17 protein-coding genes and 1 tRNA gene are annotated in these 16,348 nt (G+C 67.5%); 10 read left to right on the top strand and 8 right to left on the bottom strand.

Annotation, left to right across the window (positions count from 1 at the left end; all coding sequences use genetic code 11):
* Positions 1-811: 811 nt before the first annotated feature.
* Both GTW51_RS04370 and GTW51_RS04365 read right to left on the bottom strand, forming a co-directional pair.
* Positions 812-1,441, bottom strand: coding sequence for a Vgb family protein (locus tag GTW51_RS04370; protein WP_163042619.1), 630 nt, complete (start codon positions 1,439-1,441; stop codon positions 812-814).
* A 9-nt stretch (positions 1,442-1,450) separates the two neighbouring features.
* Positions 1,451-2,671: a helix-turn-helix domain-containing protein gene (locus GTW51_RS04365; protein WP_163042618.1), complete on the bottom strand. Its 1,221-nt coding sequence runs from the start codon at positions 2,669-2,671 to the stop codon at positions 1,451-1,453.
* Positions 2,672-2,798: 127 nt separating this feature from the next.
* On the opposite strand from GTW51_RS04365, the gene GTW51_RS04360 reads away from it, so the two are divergent.
* Together GTW51_RS04360 and GTW51_RS04355 are read left to right on the top strand one after the other, a co-directional pair.
* On the top strand, positions 2,799-3,593 hold the full coding sequence (locus tag GTW51_RS04360) for a DUF899 domain-containing protein (protein ID WP_203565891.1): 795 nt from the start codon (positions 2,799-2,801) through the stop codon (positions 3,591-3,593).
* Positions 3,590-3,856: a hypothetical protein gene (locus GTW51_RS04355; RefSeq protein WP_163042616.1), complete on the top strand. Its 267-nt coding sequence runs from the start codon at positions 3,590-3,592 to the stop codon at positions 3,854-3,856. The genes GTW51_RS04360 and GTW51_RS04355 overlap by 4 nt, the downstream gene beginning before the upstream one ends.
* Before the next feature lie 30 nt (positions 3,857-3,886).
* Here the strand turns inward: GTW51_RS04355 and GTW51_RS04350 are convergent, their stop codons facing one another.
* On the bottom strand, positions 3,887-4,243 hold the full coding sequence (locus tag GTW51_RS04350) for an I78 family peptidase inhibitor (RefSeq protein WP_163042615.1): 357 nt from the start codon (positions 4,241-4,243) through the stop codon (positions 3,887-3,889).
* Between the two features lie 195 nt (positions 4,244-4,438).
* Between GTW51_RS04350 and GTW51_RS04345 the strand changes: the two genes are divergently transcribed.
* Positions 4,439-5,443 (top strand): glycine betaine ABC transporter substrate-binding protein, encoded by a 1,005-nt coding sequence (locus tag GTW51_RS04345; protein WP_163042614.1) that lies wholly within the window; start codon positions 4,439-4,441, stop codon positions 5,441-5,443.
* A 29-nt stretch (positions 5,444-5,472) separates the two neighbouring features.
* Here GTW51_RS04345 and GTW51_RS04340 read toward each other — a convergent pair whose 3' ends face one another.
* Together GTW51_RS04340 and GTW51_RS04335 are read right to left on the bottom strand one after the other, a co-directional pair.
* Complete coding sequence (locus GTW51_RS04340) at positions 5,473-5,931, bottom strand: GNAT family N-acetyltransferase (protein WP_163042613.1); 459 nt, start codon at positions 5,929-5,931, stop codon at positions 5,473-5,475.
* Positions 5,928-6,350 (bottom strand): MAPEG family protein, encoded by a 423-nt coding sequence (locus tag GTW51_RS04335; RefSeq protein ID WP_246232553.1) that lies wholly within the window; start codon positions 6,348-6,350, stop codon positions 5,928-5,930. The genes GTW51_RS04340 and GTW51_RS04335 overlap by 4 nt, the downstream gene beginning before the upstream one ends.
* A gap of 198 nt (positions 6,351-6,548) precedes the next feature.
* On the opposite strand from GTW51_RS04335, the gene GTW51_RS04330 reads away from it, so the two are divergent.
* The 6 genes from GTW51_RS04330 (at position 6,549) to GTW51_RS04305 (ending at position 12,006) form a co-directional block, all read left to right on the top strand.
* Positions 6,549-7,124: an NnrU family protein gene (locus GTW51_RS04330; protein ID WP_163042612.1), complete on the top strand. Its 576-nt coding sequence runs from the start codon at positions 6,549-6,551 to the stop codon at positions 7,122-7,124.
* Between the two features lie 120 nt (positions 7,125-7,244).
* Positions 7,245-8,273, top strand: a complete 1,029-nt coding sequence (locus GTW51_RS04325; protein ID WP_163042611.1) for a tetratricopeptide repeat protein — start codon at positions 7,245-7,247, stop codon at positions 8,271-8,273.
* 64 nt (positions 8,274-8,337) lie between these two features.
* Entirely contained in the window at positions 8,338-9,774 is a 1,437-nt protein-coding gene (gene der, locus GTW51_RS04320) for a ribosome biogenesis GTPase Der (protein ID WP_163042610.1), read from the top strand.
* A gap of 185 nt (positions 9,775-9,959) precedes the next feature.
* Positions 9,960-11,045, top strand: a complete 1,086-nt coding sequence (locus GTW51_RS24445; protein ID WP_163042609.1) for a cell wall hydrolase — start codon at positions 9,960-9,962, stop codon at positions 11,043-11,045.
* Positions 11,046-11,181: 136 nt separating this feature from the next.
* Positions 11,182-11,820, top strand: coding sequence for a bifunctional 4-hydroxy-2-oxoglutarate aldolase/2-dehydro-3-deoxy-phosphogluconate aldolase (gene eda, locus GTW51_RS04310; protein ID WP_163042608.1), 639 nt, complete (start codon positions 11,182-11,184; stop codon positions 11,818-11,820).
* Positions 11,821-11,931: 111 nt separating this feature from the next.
* Positions 11,932-12,006, top strand: a tRNA-Gly gene (locus GTW51_RS04305).
* Between the two features lie 28 nt (positions 12,007-12,034).
* Here the strand turns inward: GTW51_RS04305 and GTW51_RS04300 are convergent.
* Entirely contained in the window at positions 12,035-12,664 is a 630-nt protein-coding gene (locus GTW51_RS04300; RefSeq protein WP_163042607.1) for an FMN-dependent NADH-azoreductase, read from the bottom strand.
* Positions 12,665-12,773: 109 nt separating this feature from the next.
* Between GTW51_RS04300 and GTW51_RS04295 the strand changes: the two genes are divergently transcribed.
* Complete coding sequence (locus GTW51_RS04295; RefSeq protein ID WP_163042606.1) at positions 12,774-13,664, top strand: LysR family transcriptional regulator; 891 nt, start codon at positions 12,774-12,776, stop codon at positions 13,662-13,664.
* A 41-nt stretch (positions 13,665-13,705) separates the two neighbouring features.
* Here GTW51_RS04295 and greA read toward each other — a convergent pair whose 3' ends face one another.
* Positions 13,706-14,179, bottom strand: coding sequence for a transcription elongation factor GreA (gene greA, locus GTW51_RS04290; RefSeq protein WP_163042605.1), 474 nt, complete (start codon positions 14,177-14,179; stop codon positions 13,706-13,708).
* Between the two features lie 106 nt (positions 14,180-14,285).
* On the bottom strand, positions 14,286-16,262 hold the full coding sequence (locus GTW51_RS04285; protein ID WP_163042604.1) for a glycosyltransferase family 2 protein: 1,977 nt from the start codon (positions 16,260-16,262) through the stop codon (positions 14,286-14,288).
* Positions 16,263-16,348 lie beyond the last annotated feature (86 nt).

Raw genomic sequence — 16,348 nt, 5'->3', positions numbered from 1 at the left:
CTACGACGACATCGTCGCCCACTGCTGTGACGCTTGGAACAAGCTCGTCGATCAGCCCTGGAAAATCATCTCAATCGGAATGCGGGACTGGGCGCATGAGTTCTGATCAGCGCACGTTGGTATCAGCGTGTATTCCAAAGAATTGGCAACAGCAACGCAAGTCGGAAGCGGGGATCAGTTCCGGCTTCTCAACGTTAATGAGCCCGAAGCCCGGCTCAGACGACCCGCGGTCGCGAGTATGAGCGCCGCGGCGGCGGAGTCGATATCCGCCTCTGCTCGGCGAATCCACTCGCCGGACAGCGCTATCTCGAATCAAGCGGGACGTGATAGCCGCCGCTTTGGCTGCTTTTTGCAACAGGTTGCAACGCGGGCTGTTCTTCGATCAGCACCGGAAGGAACGAAGGGTTCACTCGGTTAGCCCTTTCTTATGTGACCGGTTTTATCTGCTACGCCCTGTAGCTCGGTCTTGGCCTTATCCGAGCTGCCATGGGTCGGCGCGGACGGAGTTTCCTACTAGCCATAACGGAAATCACCCGAGCCTGATCACTTTCTACTGCAGTTCTCTACTGTGTATGGGGTTGATATCGTGTCTGTGATGCGCACCCCACCCCCCAATCCGCTATCGAAGAAATGCTAGATCTATTGCTAGCGGGGCATCGTTGTCGTCAGCATTTTCAATTCCGCACAGGCTGCTAATCTCACAACGGAAACGGTCGATGCTAATCATCGGTGATGAGGCGCGCGCCGGGATGAAGTGACTGGGCGTGCCGGCCCGCCCCGCTGACGCGTCATTTCTGTCTGCTTCAGCTTTTCACCGCGGCCGACGCACCGCCGTGACCGTGCCGGACTTGCCGCCGCCACAGTAGAACCGGTCGGTGCCATCGGACTCGAGGCCCGAGACGAAGGTGCCCGCCGGCAGCGCGACGCTTTCGATTACCTCGCCGGTCGTCCCGTCGAGCCGCCGCAACTCGCTCCCTTCGTCGTCCCGGGCGCCATGCCAGAGTTCGCCGTCGAGCCAGGTGACGCCGGTGACGAGCCGGTTGGATTCGATGGTCCGCAGGATGGCGCCGGTCTTGGGGTCGAGCTGGTGAATCTTCCGATCGCGATACTGCCCCACCCATAGCGCTCCCTCGGCCCAGGCAAGGCCGGAATCGTCGCCGCCGGGCGACGGAATCGTGTCGATCACGCTTCCGTCCGCCGGGTCGATCCGCTGGATGCGATCATCGGCGATCTGGAAGAGGTGCCGGCCGTCGAAGGCCGTGCCGGCATGGGCGAGAACGTCGATCGTGCGGACGATCTCGCCGCTCTCCGTATCGAGCGCGTTCAGCCGGTCGCCCGAGGCGAACCAGACGTGCGTTCCGTCATAGGTGACCCCGTTCACCGGGGCCGCCTCCGGGAATGGTCCGTAGGCGCGGACGATGTCGGCAGTCGATCGCTTCATCCACCCATCCTAGTCGCTTGGCAGCGGACCGGGGAGCAACAAGACTGTCGGGAAACCCGGCACGCTTGGCACCGTCCAGCGGCGCGACCGCGCACGGCCGAAGGATTGTACCTTGCCGGCGCGGGCTAGTGTATCGAGCGCCCGTTGCACGGTGCGCGAACTGGCGCCGAGCGCGATCGCCAGGGCCGAGCTCGACCACGCCTCGCCGTCGGCGAGCAGGGCGAGCAGCCCGGCATGCCTGTTCTCGACGGGCGGCGCCAGCACCACGACCGCGCGTTGGTGATGCAGCTTCAATGCGAAGCCGTTTTTCGTCGCGGTGATCTTGGCCAGGTTCCCCAGCGCTGCGCGAAGCCGGCCGATCTCCACCCGCAACCGGGCGCGGTGCGACTCGTCGACATGCCTTGCGCCGAAGGCGCGCTGCAGCAGCGTGCGCCGCGCCGCGTCGGCCGGCCAGGCTTCAGCCAGCGCTCGGGCGAGGGCAAACAGCACCGGCCGGGTCGCAAGGGAAAGCGTGACGTCTCCGGCGCGGATGCCATGCCGACATGCGTCGATGATGAGCGCCTCGGAAGCGAGGAGGTTCTCGACATCCTCGAGAAGGAGCGGGCGCTCTCTGCCGCCGGCAATCAGCCGCGCCGAAGGCGTATCGAGGGCGCGGGCGGCGGCCTCGACTTCCGCCACCAGAGCGGGAATACGCGCTTCCCGCGCGGCGATACCGGCACGGTCAAGCGCTACGCGGGCTGCCTTCGTGTCGATCCGCCTGAGGGCAATGCCCGCCGCGACCAGCTCGCACGCGGCCCGCGAGGCCGCCGGCAGCGACGCGGGATCGAGACCCGCCAGCGTGCGCTCGGCTTCGCCGATCCGGCCGACGAGCAGCTGGCGCCGGGCCTGGAGCGTGCGGGCATGGGCGGCATTGGATTGGTCGCCCCGGGCTTCGAGCGTTGCCCGCGCCGCCTCCAGTGCCGCCTCCGGCCAGGCGAGGTCGCGTGACACGAAGGCGATCTCGGCCTCGGCGACGGCGCAGCGCGCGCGGGCGATCGGCTGGCCGGGGCCGAAGCCGCGCGCCGCGCGCCGCAGCAACGCCGTGGCCCGCCCGAGATCGCCGAGCTGCGCCATGGCGATGCCGCGAAGCGCCAGCGCCGGCGGGTCGTCGCGCAAGGCAACACGGTTGAGCGCCGCCAGCGGATCCCCGCTTGCGAGCGCGCGCGCCGCGGCAGCGATCAGCAGGTCCATCGGCTTGCCGTCACACTTGTTACTCCCACCCATCGCGCTCCCGCTGCCAGGGTCGCGTCTGTCCAGCAACGGGGCCGGAAGCTCACGCGTCATCCGGGCCACGTCTCATTCGGAGGCAGCAATGACCATGACTAAGACACGCGAGATCGACCGGGAAGACGATGCGCCCGTGATGCACACGCCCCCCTTCGTGTCACCCCAGGAGTGGGAGGCCGCCCGCGAGCGGTTACTCGTCAAGGAGAAGGCGCATACGCGGGCCGGCGACGCCCTGGCTGCCGAACGGCGGCGGATGCCGTGGACGGAGGTGGAGAAGACCTATTGTTTCGACGGACCGCAGGGCGCGATGAGCCTCGCCGATCTTTTCGAGGGTCGACGCCAGCTGATCGTCTACCGCGCCTTCTTCGAGCCCGGCGTGCTCGGCTGGCCCGACAATGCCTGCCGTGGCTGCTCGCTGGTGGCCGATCAGGTCGCGCACCTGGCGCATCTGAATGCCCGCGACACGACGCTGGCCTATGTCTCGCGCGCGCCGCAGGCCGACATTGCGCGGTTGAAGGCGCAAAAGGGCTGGGCCATGCCCTGGTATACGCTGACCGACAGCTTCGATGCGGATTTCGGCGTCGATCTCTGGCATGGCCACAATGTCTTCATCCGCGTCGGCGCGCGAATATTCCGGACCTACTTCATCAATGTCCGCGGCGACGAGGCGCTGGGCACCACCTGGCAATTCCTCGACGCGACGCCGCTCGGGCGCCAGGAGACCTGGGAGGATTCCCCCGAGGGCTATCCGCAGACCCCGCCCTACAAATGGTGGAACTGGCACGACCTCTACGTGCCGGAGGCCCCGACCGATCCGGAATGGGCGATGGTATCGGACGCCGGGGTCGCCAGTTTCCGCGCCCTCGAGACGAGCGCGAAGCGATGACCAGCGCCTATGCGGCCCGCTTGCGCCGGGGCGCGACACGCGGCCCGGCCACCTCGGCCGCTGCATGGCTGTCGCTGGCAGGGTCGCCGACCTTCGCCGCTATGGCCCTGGCGACCGGGGTCGGCACCGGCCCGCCGGACATCTGCGCGGCGGGACAGGGCTCGTGGCTCGCCGGCATGGTCCCGATGTACCTGCTGATGAGCGCCTTCCATGCGGGGCCGTGGCTGACATTGGCCGCTGGCCGGCGGACCCGCCGGCCGTGACAGGTTTATGCGGGCAGCAACGGTCCTCCGTCAGCCGCAGCGGACTTGCGAAACGCGGTTCTCGTCATTGGTGTCGAGCGTCAGCCGGGTTCCGACGAATTCCTGCGTCACCGGCTGGTTCGGGAAGAGGATCCGCACGTCGGCCGCACCTGTCATGGTTTTGGCTTGCTCGGTGGTCTGCAGGTTGGCGATCTGGCCGACCAGCGGGCGCGCGGCGGCGGCATTGCAGGCGCCGTCCATCGGGCTGCCGGCGACACCGCCGATCGGTGCGCCTGTCATGGGGCCGCCAAGCCCGGGAGCCGGAGGCGCGGCGCGCTCGCTCGAGGTGCAGCCGGCGAGGGCGATGAGTGCCGCCGTCAACAGTGCCGGGCTCAGGGTCCGATTCATGCCGTATCCTTCGGTTGGTGAAGTCCATGCTGGCGGGTCGAGCGAACCGCCTGATCCTGCGAAGTCTAGTGCACATGTTGGTGAAGGCCAAGAAATCGCGACGCGGGGCTCCTTTGCGGGACGCGGGCGACGACTATTTCCGCCTCCCGAACGGCGACGATGCCGTCACCGTCAGTGTCCGATCGGAGATGTCAGATGAAATCCTTCCTTGCCGCATGCGCGGCTGTTGCCGGCGTCGCCGCTCTGCCAGGCATGGCCAGTGCCCAGGACGCCGACTGCGGAACCGTCAGCATCGCCTCGATGAACTGGGCGTCGGCGGAAGTCATGGCGGCCATCGACCAGTTCATTCTCGAGAACGGCTATGGCTGCGACGCCGTGCTGGTGCCGGGCGACACGATGCCGACCTTCACGTCGATGACCGAGAAAGCCGAGCCGGACGTCGCGCCGGAGATGTTCGTCAACCAGTTCCGCGAGCAGATCGACGCCGCCGTGGCGGACAACCGCATCGCCTATGCGGCGAAGGTGCTGGAGGACGGCAGCCAGGAGGGCTTCTGGATTCCGCAATACGTGGCGGACGCAAACCCCGAGATCCGGACAGTCTCCGACGCGCTGGCGCATCCTGAGCTGTTCCCGTCGCCGGAGGACCCGTCCAAGGGCGCGATCTACAATTGCCCGGCCGGCTGGGGCTGCCAGATCATGGTCGGCAATCTGTTCAAGGCCTATGGGGCCGCCGACAAGGGGTTCGATCTTGTCGACACGGGCTCTTCGGCAGGTCTCGACGGGTCGATCGCCAAGGCGTTTTCCGATGAGACCGGCTGGATCGGCTATTACTGGTCGCCGACGCCGATCATCGGACGCTACCCGATGAAGATGCTCGAATGGGACGTGCCCTTCGACGAAGCCGAGTGGAAGTCCTGCACCACCCAGCCGGACTGCGCGGCGCCCAAGATCAATGCCTGGACGCCGGCCGAGGTCTACACGCTGGTGACCAGGGAGCTGGCGGATTCCGCGCCGCAGGCGGCGGCCTATCTCGACCGCCGGGCCTGGGGCAACGACACCGTCAACAGGCTGCTGGCCTGGAAGGACGAGAATCAGGCGACCGGCGAGGACACGGCACTGTACTTCCTCGATACCGAGCCGGAGGTCTGGAAGGCCTGGCTCGCGCCGGAGGTCGCCGAGAAAGTCGAAGCCGCACTCTGAGGCAGCCTCATCAACGACAGCGCGCGCTCTCAGAGCGCGCGCTTGAACCCGACATGGCTGCGCTCGAAGCCGAGCCGCTCGTAGAAGCGATGGGCGGCCTCGCGTTTGACGTTCGAGGTCAGCGTCATCACGTCCGCGCCGCGGGCGCGGCCTTCTTCCATCGCCCGCAGCACCATCGCCTCGCCGATCCGCTGGCCCCGCATCGAGGGGTGAACCTGCACCGCCTCGAGGATGCAGCGGGTCGCCGCGCGGTAGGGCAGGCTGCGGGCGATGACGATCTCGAACGTGCCGACGACGCGGCCGTCCACTTCGGCGACGAACAGGAACTCGGTGGTGCTGGCCGCGATGCGATCGAACTGGGCCTCGTAGAGCGGCAGATCTGCCGCCGCGCCCGTGTCGATGGCGCCGCCAATGTCGTCTTCGGCCAGCAGCGCGACGATCGCCCGGACGTCGTCACGGGTTGCCGGCCGGATCATTGCGATGGTCATGCGAGCGACATGAGGCCGGCGATCAGCACCGCGACACCCGCACCGCCGAGCGCGAAAAAGGAGAGGGCGGTGCCCGCGACGCGCTGCCAGGGCGGCGCATCGGCGGCGGCGAAATGCCAGGCGTGGATGAACCGGCCGGCGATCAGCAACAGCCCCAGAAGGTGGATCAGCAGCGGCGGCGCGCCGGTGAGGGCGAGCAGCAGCATCGCGAGCAGCGTCGCCGGGATGAATTCCAATGCGTTGGCGTGGCCGCGCATGATCCGGATCATCCGCGGGTTGCCGCCGTCGCCCATGAAGACCTTCTCGGCCTGGCGAACCCGGCCGGTCTGGACCGCGAGCCAGACAAGGATGAGGATGGCGAGCCCCGCGTAGATCGCGACCGCCCCGATCGCGGCGTTCATCGTGTCGGTCATGTCCATTCGTCAATCTCCCGAGCCAAGCTTGCTGTGTCGGCAATGCCATACAGGCCGGCTGTCGAAAGTCGAGGCTGCTGGGTGGACGGTTGCCCGAAGTCGCTTCCGCCGCGACCGATGGCGGCAAGACAAGGCGGTGGGTTTTGCCTATCATCCGCCACACCGCAGCGAGGATCGCTCGGCTGGACGACGAGGGGGACCGCCATGCTGATCCTGGTGACGGGGATGATCATCTTCCTCGGGATCCACTCCGTTCGGATAGTTGCCGAACCGGTCCGCGACAGGATGATCGCCCGCCTGGGGGAAGGTCGCTACAAGGGCGCCTACTCGGTGCTGTCGCTGATCGGGATCATGCTCGTCGGTTACGGCTATGGACAGGCGAAGATCGGCGGGCTGCCGCTCTGGGACCCGCCGGGCGGCCTGCGGCACCTGGCGCTGGTGCTCGTGCCGGTCGCCTTCGTGCTGGTGACGGCCGCCTATGTGCCGACCGGCCATATCAAGGCGGCCGTGCGTCATCCGATGGTTCTCGGCATCGCACTCTGGGCGCTCGGTCATCTCCTTGCCAACGGCACGGCGGCCGACGTCGTCCTGTTCGGTGGCTTTCTCGCCTGGGCGATCGTCGACTACATCAACGCGCTCGGACGCACCGGTGCCGCCGCCAGGCCCGTGGCGAAAGGCTATGGCGGGGACATCGCCGCGGTCATCGTCGGCCTCGTGCTTTCGGCGATCTTCATCGGCGGGCTGCACGAATGGCTGTTCGGAGTCGCGCCGGTCGCCTGAGGGCGAATAGCGCCAACCCTTTCATAGCGGTGAAAAATCGTTAGAAGACGCCCATGACGTGCAGGCGTCCGCCGGAAAACGGCGGATCGCCCACGCAGCCTTATCGCGAAGAGTGGGTGGATGAGCGACGACAGTTTTATTCGGGAAGTCAACGAGGAGCTTCGCCAGGACAAGGTTCAGGAAGCCTGGTCGAAGTTCGGCCGCTGGCTGCTGATCGGCGTAGTTATCCTCCTCGTTGCGACCGCCGCCTATGTCGGGTGGGACCGCTACCAGGCGGCCCAGGCCGACGCATCGGGCGACCGCTATCTCGTGGCGCTCGATCTCGCCGCCGCGGGCCAGCCTGACGAGGCCGTCGCCGCGCTCGAGGCGCTGATCGCGGACGGGCATGGCGCCTATCCGGATCTGGCGCGGATGCGCATCGGTTCGGTTCGGGTGGCGCAGGGGCAGCCCCAGGAGGCGGTCGCGGCCTTCGACGCCGTTGCCGCCGATTCCGGTGCACCCCAGCCGATCCGCGACATGGCGGCGGTGCGCGCTGCCTATGTCCTCGTCGATAGCGGCACGGTGGACGACGTACGCGAACGGGTCGAGCGGCTTACCGGCGACAGCGAGCCGCTGCGCTTTCCGGCCCGCGAAGCGGTCGCGCTGGCTGCCTGGAAGGCGGGCGACATCGAGACGGCGTTCGGCCTGTTCCAGCAGCTCGTCGACGACGCGGGGGCATCCAACGGCATTTCCGCACGCGCCCGGCTGATGCTCGACGTGATCGCGGCGGGGGCGCCCGCAGCCGAGGGCGCTGCCCCGGCAGCGCCGCAGGCGGCGACGGAACAGCCGGTGCCAGCAGCGCCGGCGCCGGCGCCGGCGGTCGAAGCGCCTGCCTCGCCTGATGGCGGCGCCGTGGTGGCGCCCGAGAGCGTACCCACCGCTGAACCTGCTGCGCCAGCTTCTGGGGCAGCGCCATCGATCACGATGCCGACGACGGATCTCGGTCTTGGCGGCGCGGACGTGTTACCCTCAGAGGCCGCACCGGCTGTCGAGGATACGGCGCCCGTCGCCGATCAGCCGCAGGAGCCGGCATCCGACATCCCGCCGGCCCTGTCCGAGCCTGCTGCGCCAGCCGGCGAGCCGGTGGCACCGCAAGGCGGCGTGAACTAGAATTTTTCCGGCGACGGGCCCAAGGTCCGCCGCCCCATCGCTCCGGAGGAGCGCGGAGACCTCGATGGTCACCATTGCCATTATCGGCCGACCCAATGTCGGCAAATCGACGCTGTTCAACCGTCTCGTCGGCAAGCGCCTGGCGCTGGTCGACGACCGGCCGGGCGTCACCCGTGACCGCCGCTCCGGCGAAGCCTCGCTGATGGATCTCGAGTTCGAGATCATCGACACGGCGGGCCTCGAGATCACCGGCGCGGAAACGCTGGAAGGGCGCATGCGCGCCCAGACAGAGATCGCTATCGCTGCGGCCGACTGCGTCCTGTTCATGGTCGACGTGAAGGTCGGGCTGACGCCGCAGGATCTCGACTTCGCCGAGCTGTGCCGGCGCACCGCCGCCAAGGTGATCCTCGTCGCCAACAAGGCCGAGGCGCGCGGCGCCGAGTCCGGTGTGCTGGACGCCTATTCGCTGGGGCTCGGCGAGCCGATCGGCATTTCGGCCGAGCACGGCATGGGCATGGCCGAGCTGCGCGACGCGCTCGTCGAGGCGCTTGGCGAGGAGGCCTTTGCCGATCCGCTGGCCGAAGACGAGCCGGAATGGTGGGAAGAGGAAGCGCCGGAACTCGTCGCCGAAGGTGACGAGGGCGAGGAGGCCGAGGCGCCGCCCTACGACGACACCAAGCCGCTGCGGATCGCCATTGTCGGGCGCCCGAATGCCGGCAAGTCGACGCTGATCAACCGCTTTCTCGGCGAGGACCGCATGCTGACCGGCCCGGAGGCCGGCATCACCCGTGACTCAATTTCGGTCGAATGGGACTGGCGCGGCCGCAAGATCCGGATGTTCGACACGGCCGGCCTGCGCCGCAAGGCGCGGATCCAGGAAAAGCTCGAGAAGCTCTCGGTGGCCGATGCGCTGCGGGCGATCAAATATGCCGAGATCGTCGTCATCGTCTTCGACGTCACCATCCCTTTCGAGCGCCAGGACATGTCGATCGTCGACCTGATCGTGCGCGAGGGCCGGGCGCCGGTCATTGCCTTCAACAAATGGGATCTGATCGAGGACCGCCAGCCGGTGCTGGCGGAACTGCGCGAGAAGACCGAGCGGCTGCTGCCGCAGGCACGCGGCGTCAAGGCGGTCACCGTGTCGGGCGAGACCGGCGAGGGGATCGACCGCCTGATGAAGGCCATCGTCGAGACCCACGAAGTCTGGAACCGCCGGATCTCGACGGCAAAGCTCAACCAATGGCTGAGTCGGACGATCGGCCACCACCCGCCGCCGGCGGTCGCGGGGCGACGGGTTAACATCAAGTATATGACCCAGGTGAAGAGCCGGCCACCGACTTTCATGATTTCCACGTCGAGGCCGGAAGCCCTGGGAACGTCTTATACCCGCTATCTAATCAATGGCTTACGCGAAAGTTTCGGGCTTTTTGGGGTGCCGATCCGCCTCGGATTGCGCAAAACCGACAATCCCTTCGCGCCAAAACGCAAGCGTCCGTCTTGAAATCACCACGTTCTGTTAACCAAGAACTAAGGTTAATGGGGAATGTTCAACGACAGACGTTGAACGAAATGCCAAAGACGATGGGGATCTGAATGGGGGATGAGGGGCTGCAGGCTGCACCGCGCGTACAGGCACGGACACTGAAGCGCGCCCTTCGCGCAGCCGCCGTTTGCGCGGGGACGGTTGTGATCGTCACCGTCTCGACCGGCAGCATCGCCTATCAGGACATGACCAGCACTCTCGGCGGCGTCAAACAGGCAAACCGCTGGCAGGCCTATTTCGTTCCGTCGCCTGCCGGATCCATCGAGACAGCCGAGATCGCCTTTGCCGGCCCGCAGCGCGGGCAGCTCCCGGAAGGCGCCGGCGTCCGGGCCGGCGACGGCGCTCTCTTCACCCTCGACGCACCGCAGAAAGCCTTCGCGGCACCCGACGAAAGCCGCGTGCGCCGCGCCGAGAAGGGTGCCCGCGTCATCTCGCTGGCACCGGCCGAGTCGCTACCGCCCCGCGGCTTTTCCGCCGGCTCGATCCTGGAGCGGCAGAGCCTGCTCGGACCGCGCGTCATCGGCCCCGCCGAGCGGGTACGCCTGGCTTTCTCGAAGGTCACCCAGACCACCCAGGAAGCGATGACCGTCGCGATGAACTTCCAGCTCAAGGGCACGCCGAAGATCCTCGATGACGGGGATGTCATGCTGGCCTCGCTGAAGCCGTCCACCGACGACACCGGCGCCCTCGGCTACGCGCCTGCCAGCCGGACGTCCTCGCTCTTCGAGACCATCCTCAAGGAACAGCCGGAGGCGTTCGTCCCGCCGATCGGCGACAAGGATCATGCCTGGGCGGCGACGCCGCTGGCGGCCAGCGCGTTCAGCGCCAAGGAACAGAACTGCCTCGCCAACGGCATCTATTTCGAGGCACGCGGCGAATCCGCGACCGGCCAGGCGGCCGTCGCGCAGGTGATCCTCAACCGCGTGCGCAACCCGGCCTATCCGAAGACGATCTGCGGCGTCGTCTACCAGAACAAGAACTGGCGCAATCGCTGCCAGTTCTCCTTCGCCTGCGACGGCAGCCGTCCGCGCGTCGGCGACCGCAGCGCCTGGGCGCGGGCCAAGCAGGTCGCCGAACAGGTGACCAAGGGCGACATCTGGCTGAGCGACGTCGGCTCGGCGACCCATTACCACGCCACTTACGTCCGCCCGCGCTGGGCGAGCGCGATGGAGCGCGTCGACAAGATCGGCAAGCACGTCTTCTACCGCACCTTCAACGGCGGCTGGTAAGCCCCGCCGATACGGTCGGCGGACGCGCACGACGCTGCCGCTGCGCAACGCCTGCGAGCCGAGAAAACGTTTTCGCTCCGTCCGCTGATGCTGTAGAGCCGGCCATTCCCTCCCGCTTTCCTAACGGTCGGAAACCATGGCTCAGAACACCAAGCGTCTCCTCGAAATTCTGACCGCCCAGCCGGTCGTGCCCGTCGTTGCGGTATCGACTGCGGCAGAAGGCGTCGACCTGGCGCGCGCGCTCGTTGCCGGCGGCATCCGCTCGATCGAGGTGACGCTGCGCACGCCTGCGGCCCTCGACGCGATCCGCGCCATCTCCGAGGCGGTGCCGGAGGCGATCTGTGGTGCCGGGACTGTCCTGACGCCGAAGCAGCTCGACCAGGCGGAAGCGGCGGGTGCCAAGTTCATCGTCTCGCCCGGCGCGACGATGGAACTGCTCGACGCCGCGCGCTCCTCGAGCGTGCCGATGCTGCCCGGCTCGGCGACGGCGAGCGAACTGATGGCGATGATCGAGGAAGGCTACGAGATCCTGAAGTTCTTCCCGGCACAGCAGATCGGCGGCGCGGCGTTCCTGCGCTCGATCGCGCCGGTGTTCCCGTCGCTGCGCTTCTGCCCGACCGGCGGCATCTCCATCGACAACGTGCGCGACTATCTCAGCCTGCCGAACGTCATCTGCGTCGGCGGCTCCTGGCTCGCGCCGAAAGCCGCCGTCGCTGCCGGCGACTGGGACACCGTCACCCGCCTGGCCCGCGAAGCGGCGGCGCTGAGCGCCTGAGGCGGGCAGGCCGCAAGTACGCGAGGGCAGGCGACAGGGGCTGCCGCCTGCCTTCTCACCCCTCGAATTCCGCTTGCGTCGGCTCATGCGCGCGGCTAGGTTCCGGCCGTTGCGGGCGTAGTTCAGCGGTAGAACGCAAGCTTCCCAAGCTTGATGTCGTGGGTTCGATCCCCATCGCCCGCTCCAGCCCTCCCGCCAGCCGCAACCTCCGACGTCAGGCAGCCTCGGCCAGCGAGCGACCGGCAACCCGTTCGATCTCCTGCCGTGCTGCCTCGATGGCGGCCGCGCGGATGTCGGGGTCGATGGCAAGGCTTTCCGCCCGGACAAAGGTCACGTCGCTGATGCCGATGAAGCCAAGCAAGGTGCACAGATGCGGCTCCTGCGAGTCCATTGCCGCAGCCGGGCCCTCGGAATATTTGCCGCCCCGGGTTTCGATCACCAGCGCCCGCTTGCCCTTGATCAGGCCCTCGGGGCCGGCCGCGGTGTAGCGGAAGGTCTCGCCGGCGCGCAGCAGATGGTCGAACCAGGCCTTGAGCGTCGAGGTGATACCGAAATTGTACATCGGCGCGCCGATGACGATCAGGTCGGCATCGCGGACTTCACGGATCAGCTGGTCCGAGAGCGAACGGGCGGCTGCCTGGGCATCGTTGGCAGGCTCCCCGCCGCGAAGAGCGGTCGCTGCGTCCAGGCCGAGATGCGGAACCGGGTTCAGGCCGAGGTCGCGGGCGATGACGCGAAGTTGCGGATCGCTCGCACGAAGCGCGGCGACGGCATCGTCGACCAGCCCGTTGGAGACGGAGGCATCGCCCAGGGCGCTGCTGGCGATGGCGAGAACGGTAGACATCGGTAACCTCATGAATGCGAAAACGCGATGCCACCTAGCTAGCGGTTCAATTCGTGCATCAGAAGGCGCATAATCCACACTCCGATGTTGCACGTAACGGAACAGCTGGATGAACGAGCTTGAGGACATTCGCAGCCTCGTCGAGGTGATCGAGAGCGGCGGGCTCAACCGGGCCGCCGTCCGCCTGCGCGTTTCCAAATCCATCGTCAGCCGCCGTATCGCGCGACTGGAGGCCGATCTCGGCACGCGGCTGCTCACCAGAACCAGCCGCGGCATCAGCCCCACCGAGGCGGGACTCCAGTTCAAGGAGCGTTGCGAGCGGATCCTTGCCGAACTGGACGAGGCACGCGATGCCGTCGCGCGGGATGGCCGCGCCGTCGTCGGGCTTCTGCGCCTGTCGGTCCCGAATGCCCTCAGCGGCTGCCGCCTCACGCGCGTCTTTGCGGATTTGGTGCGGCTGCACCCGGAGCTCGAGCTCGACGTGTCGTTCGACGATCGGCTGACGGATCTCGTGGGCGAAGGGTTCGATGCGGCGATCCGCATGGGCAATCTGCGCGATTCCGGCCTAATCGCGCGCCAGATCGGCCGGTTCCATTCCATGGTCGTTGCCAGCCCGGACTATTTGGCCGAGCACGGCACCCCGCTGGTTCCGGAGGAACTGCCGAACCACGAGTGCCTGGTCTACAAAGGCCGGCGCTCACCGGAATGGCACTTCCGGTCCGGCGGCCGCGAGATTACGATCCGCCCGCGCGGGCGGCTGAAATCGGACAGCGGCGATGCGACGATCGAATGGGCGATTGCCGGCTTCGGCATCGTCGACGCGCCGTCGTTCCTGGTCGCCGAAGCGGTCGAGAGCGGGAAGCTGGTCCGGCTTTTCCCGGACTACGAGACGGGCGAGTATGGGATCCACGTCTTGCGCCCGCCTGGCGCCTATCTGCCGCGAAAGGTCCGGGTGCTGATCGATGCCCTGGCGGCCAATTTTGGTGGCCAGGAGACGTGAGCCGCCGCCCGCCAGAGAAGCGGCTCGCCCGGTCCGTGCTGTTAGGCCTCGTGCGACATCTCGACGATTTCCGCGTCGTCGGCCCCAGCCTTGACCACGTCGCCGACCTGCTTGCCGATGAGGCTCCTGGCGAGCGGGGCAACGTAGGAGAGAAGGCCTTCGGCCGGGTCTCCCTCGTCGATCCCGACGATCCGGAACGACTGGCGCCGGCCATCGGGCCGCTCGATCGTCACGCGGCTGCCGAACTGGACGATGTCTGCATCGTGGTCCGGCGCTGCAACCTCGGCGGTGGCGTGGCGGGCGCGCCAATAGCGCAGGTCGCGGTTGATCGTCGCCGCGGCGATCTTGTCGTCCGCTTGCCGGGCCTCCTCAAGGCTCGCCTCAAGCACCGAGATCTCCTTGTCGATCAGTTCCAGCCCGCGCGCGGTGACGATGTTCTGATGCTCACCCAACTCGCGGTCCGGGAGGACCTCGACCTGGCTGTCATTGGGTTCCTTGACGAAGGCGACGCTCATTTCAATCAATCCTGCTTTTGATCCCTTAATATAGGTCGCGGTGGGCAGTTTTCATCAGCAGGGCCCGACTGCCCCGCTATCGCGGGCGTCGTGGCCCGCTCATCCGTCAAGTCTCGAAGCGCGGATCGAGCCGATAGCGCGCGTCGTGCGGGCGGGCGCGGGCTGCCATGTCGTGCGGCGTCTTCTCCCACCGGTGCGGGTCGGTGACGAGCTGGGCAAAGGCGCGCAGGGTCGTCGCCGCGATCATCATCCAGTAGACCGGTACGAGCGGAAAGTACCTGACCAGGTTGCGCGCTTCTTCCCCGCCGATCGCTTGTCTGGAGAGGACCACGAACAGCGCGTAGCCACCGACCGCATTGAAGAGGTCGAGCGCCAGCAGCACGCCGAGAGAGATGCTCCCGGGTCCCTGCGCCACCAACCGGGCGAGTCCCGCGCCGGCCAGCCCGAGGAACAGCGGATGCGCGACGGACGATGCCAGCATTCCGACGAAAAGCAGCTGGAACGTCACGAAGCGACGGACCCCCAGTTCACGAAGCAGCAGCAGCGGCTGGCGCATGTGGACCAGATAGGTCTGCATCCAGCCCTTCATCCATCTGGTGCGTTGCCGGAACCAGACGGCCAGTCTCTCCGGGGCGTGTTCCATCGTAGGCAGATCGATGGTCTCGATCCCGTAGCCGTTACGCGATAGCCGCATGCCAAGGTCGGCATCTTCGGTGACGTTGTAGGAATCCCAGCCGCCGACATCGAGGAGGTGGGCCCGGACGAAGTGGTTGGACGTGCCGCCGAGCGGCATCGGCAGGCCGTGGCGGCCGAGCCATGGCAGTAGCCGGCGGAACAAGGCGGCGTATTCCAGCGCGAAGATGCCGGCGAGCCAGTTGTTGCCGCCATTGCCCACGACCAGGGGCGCCTGCAGGCAGGCAAGTTTCGGCGGTCCGCAGCGGAAGCGGGCATAGGCCTCGCGCAACTGGCCCGGATGGGGTACGTCCTCGGCGTCGTAGAGCACGAGAAATTCCCCCGCAGTCAGCGGCAGCGCGAAGTTCAGCGCCTTCGGCTTCGTCCGGGGCTCCGAGGGCGGCACCTTGACGATCTCGAATTGCGGGCGACGGCCGATCGCCCCTTCCACCACCCGTATCGTATCAGGGTCATCCGCTTCGCAGACGATCTTGATCTCCAGGCGGCTGACCGGCCAATCCAGGCGGGAAAGCGCATCGACCAGGCGGTCGGCGACTCCCGACTCCCGGTGCAGCGCCACGAGCACCGAGTAGAGCGGCTTCGGCTCGATGGGCTCGCTCTGCCGCGGCGTCGACCCCTTGCGCCCGAGGACGGCAGCCAGGCGCAGGCACAGACCTGCCGCGAAAAACAGGCCGGCGACGAGGTGGACCATGGCGAGCGTTGCGGCCTGAGCATGGATCATGGCTGCCACCAGGCCGCAGAACGTCAGGGTGAGGACCATCGCCTGCGCAGGCTCCAGCACATTGCGGGCGGATTGGCGCGGATGGGTGGCGGAAAGGCTTTCCCTCGCCGCGCGCAGCCGCTGCCTTTCGCTTTGCTGGGCAAGGGCCGCCTTGACGTCTCGGTCCGTGGTGACACGGGCTCGTCTGGCAAAGTCCGGCCGCGCGGCGAGGAGCGCGCCGAGGCGCGCCAGCCCGTCCAGCCGCGGCAGCAGGAACAGCTTGGTCTCAAGCCGCGCGTCGCAGGTCTTGACCAGCCGCGGCAGCGCCGCCCGGTCGCTGGCCGCGACGCCGATGATCCGGTCGCCTGAACCGATCGACTCGACGGAGAGGCCGAGGCGAGCGGCAATACGGGCGGCGATCGACTCGGCGTCGCAGATTCCCGCGGCGAGGAGCTCGGCGGCAAGGTCGGTGCCATTGCGGCCGGCTTCCCGCCGCGCTCCGGCGACAACCCCCGGTTCGATCCCTAGTATCGTCGCCGCCTCGTCGGACGATGCAGGCCCACCGGCCGTGCCCGTCGCAGCCGGTCGCGGCGGCGGCAAAAAGCGGCCACGCGCCCCATTGCGTAGCAGGGCTGGCGGCACATAAGGTCCGCCCGGCAAGGCCGGGTGATCCGAAACATCGTCGCGCATCGGTTCCACCTGATGGAAGACCGGAGCACGACCGACGGGCTCGCGTAGGCCGCGCAGGGCTTATCGTGGATGCGCGTTGACGCAGG

The sequence above is a fragment of the Aurantimonas aggregata genome, from assembly GCF_010500835.1.
Taxonomy (GTDB): domain Bacteria; phylum Pseudomonadota; class Alphaproteobacteria; order Rhizobiales; family Rhizobiaceae; genus Aurantimonas; species Aurantimonas aggregata.
Note: the sequence above shows the minus strand (reverse complement) of the source record. Positions and strands in the feature narration are given on the sequence as shown.

What these genes read in the sequence shown, in the direction of transcription:
- GTW51_RS04370 (WP_163042619.1), bottom strand. Translation starts at nt 1,441, where the DNA reads ATGAAGCGATCGACTGCCGACATCGTCCGCGCCTACGGACCATTCCCG.
- GTW51_RS04365 (WP_163042618.1), bottom strand. Translation starts at nt 2,671, where the DNA reads ATGGACCTGCTGATCGCTGCCGCGGCGCGCGCGCTCGCAAGCGGGGAT.
- GTW51_RS04360 (WP_203565891.1), top strand. Translation starts at nt 2,799, where the DNA reads ATGACTAAGACACGCGAGATCGACCGGGAAGACGATGCGCCCGTGATG.
- GTW51_RS04355 (WP_163042616.1), top strand. Translation starts at nt 3,590, where the DNA reads ATGACCAGCGCCTATGCGGCCCGCTTGCGCCGGGGCGCGACACGCGGC.
- GTW51_RS04350 (WP_163042615.1), bottom strand. Translation starts at nt 4,243, where the DNA reads ATGAATCGGACCCTGAGCCCGGCACTGTTGACGGCGGCACTCATCGCC.
- GTW51_RS04345 (WP_163042614.1), top strand. Translation starts at nt 4,439, where the DNA reads ATGAAATCCTTCCTTGCCGCATGCGCGGCTGTTGCCGGCGTCGCCGCT.
- GTW51_RS04340 (WP_163042613.1), bottom strand. Translation starts at nt 5,931, where the DNA reads ATGACCATCGCAATGATCCGGCCGGCAACCCGTGACGACGTCCGGGCG.
- GTW51_RS04335 (WP_246232553.1), bottom strand. Translation starts at nt 6,350, where the DNA reads ATGGACATGACCGACACGATGAACGCCGCGATCGGGGCGGTCGCGATC.
- GTW51_RS04330 (WP_163042612.1), top strand. Translation starts at nt 6,549, where the DNA reads ATGCTGATCCTGGTGACGGGGATGATCATCTTCCTCGGGATCCACTCC.
- GTW51_RS04325 (WP_163042611.1), top strand. Translation starts at nt 7,245, where the DNA reads ATGAGCGACGACAGTTTTATTCGGGAAGTCAACGAGGAGCTTCGCCAG.
- der (WP_163042610.1), top strand. Translation starts at nt 8,338, where the DNA reads ATGGTCACCATTGCCATTATCGGCCGACCCAATGTCGGCAAATCGACG.
- eda (WP_163042608.1), top strand. Translation starts at nt 11,182, where the DNA reads ATGGCTCAGAACACCAAGCGTCTCCTCGAAATTCTGACCGCCCAGCCG.
- GTW51_RS04300 (WP_163042607.1), bottom strand. Translation starts at nt 12,664, where the DNA reads ATGTCTACCGTTCTCGCCATCGCCAGCAGCGCCCTGGGCGATGCCTCC.
- GTW51_RS04295 (WP_163042606.1), top strand. Translation starts at nt 12,774, where the DNA reads ATGAACGAGCTTGAGGACATTCGCAGCCTCGTCGAGGTGATCGAGAGC.
- greA (WP_163042605.1), bottom strand. Translation starts at nt 14,179, where the DNA reads ATGAGCGTCGCCTTCGTCAAGGAACCCAATGACAGCCAGGTCGAGGTC.
- GTW51_RS04285 (WP_163042604.1), bottom strand. Translation starts at nt 16,262, where the DNA reads ATGCGCGACGATGTTTCGGATCACCCGGCCTTGCCGGGCGGACCTTAT.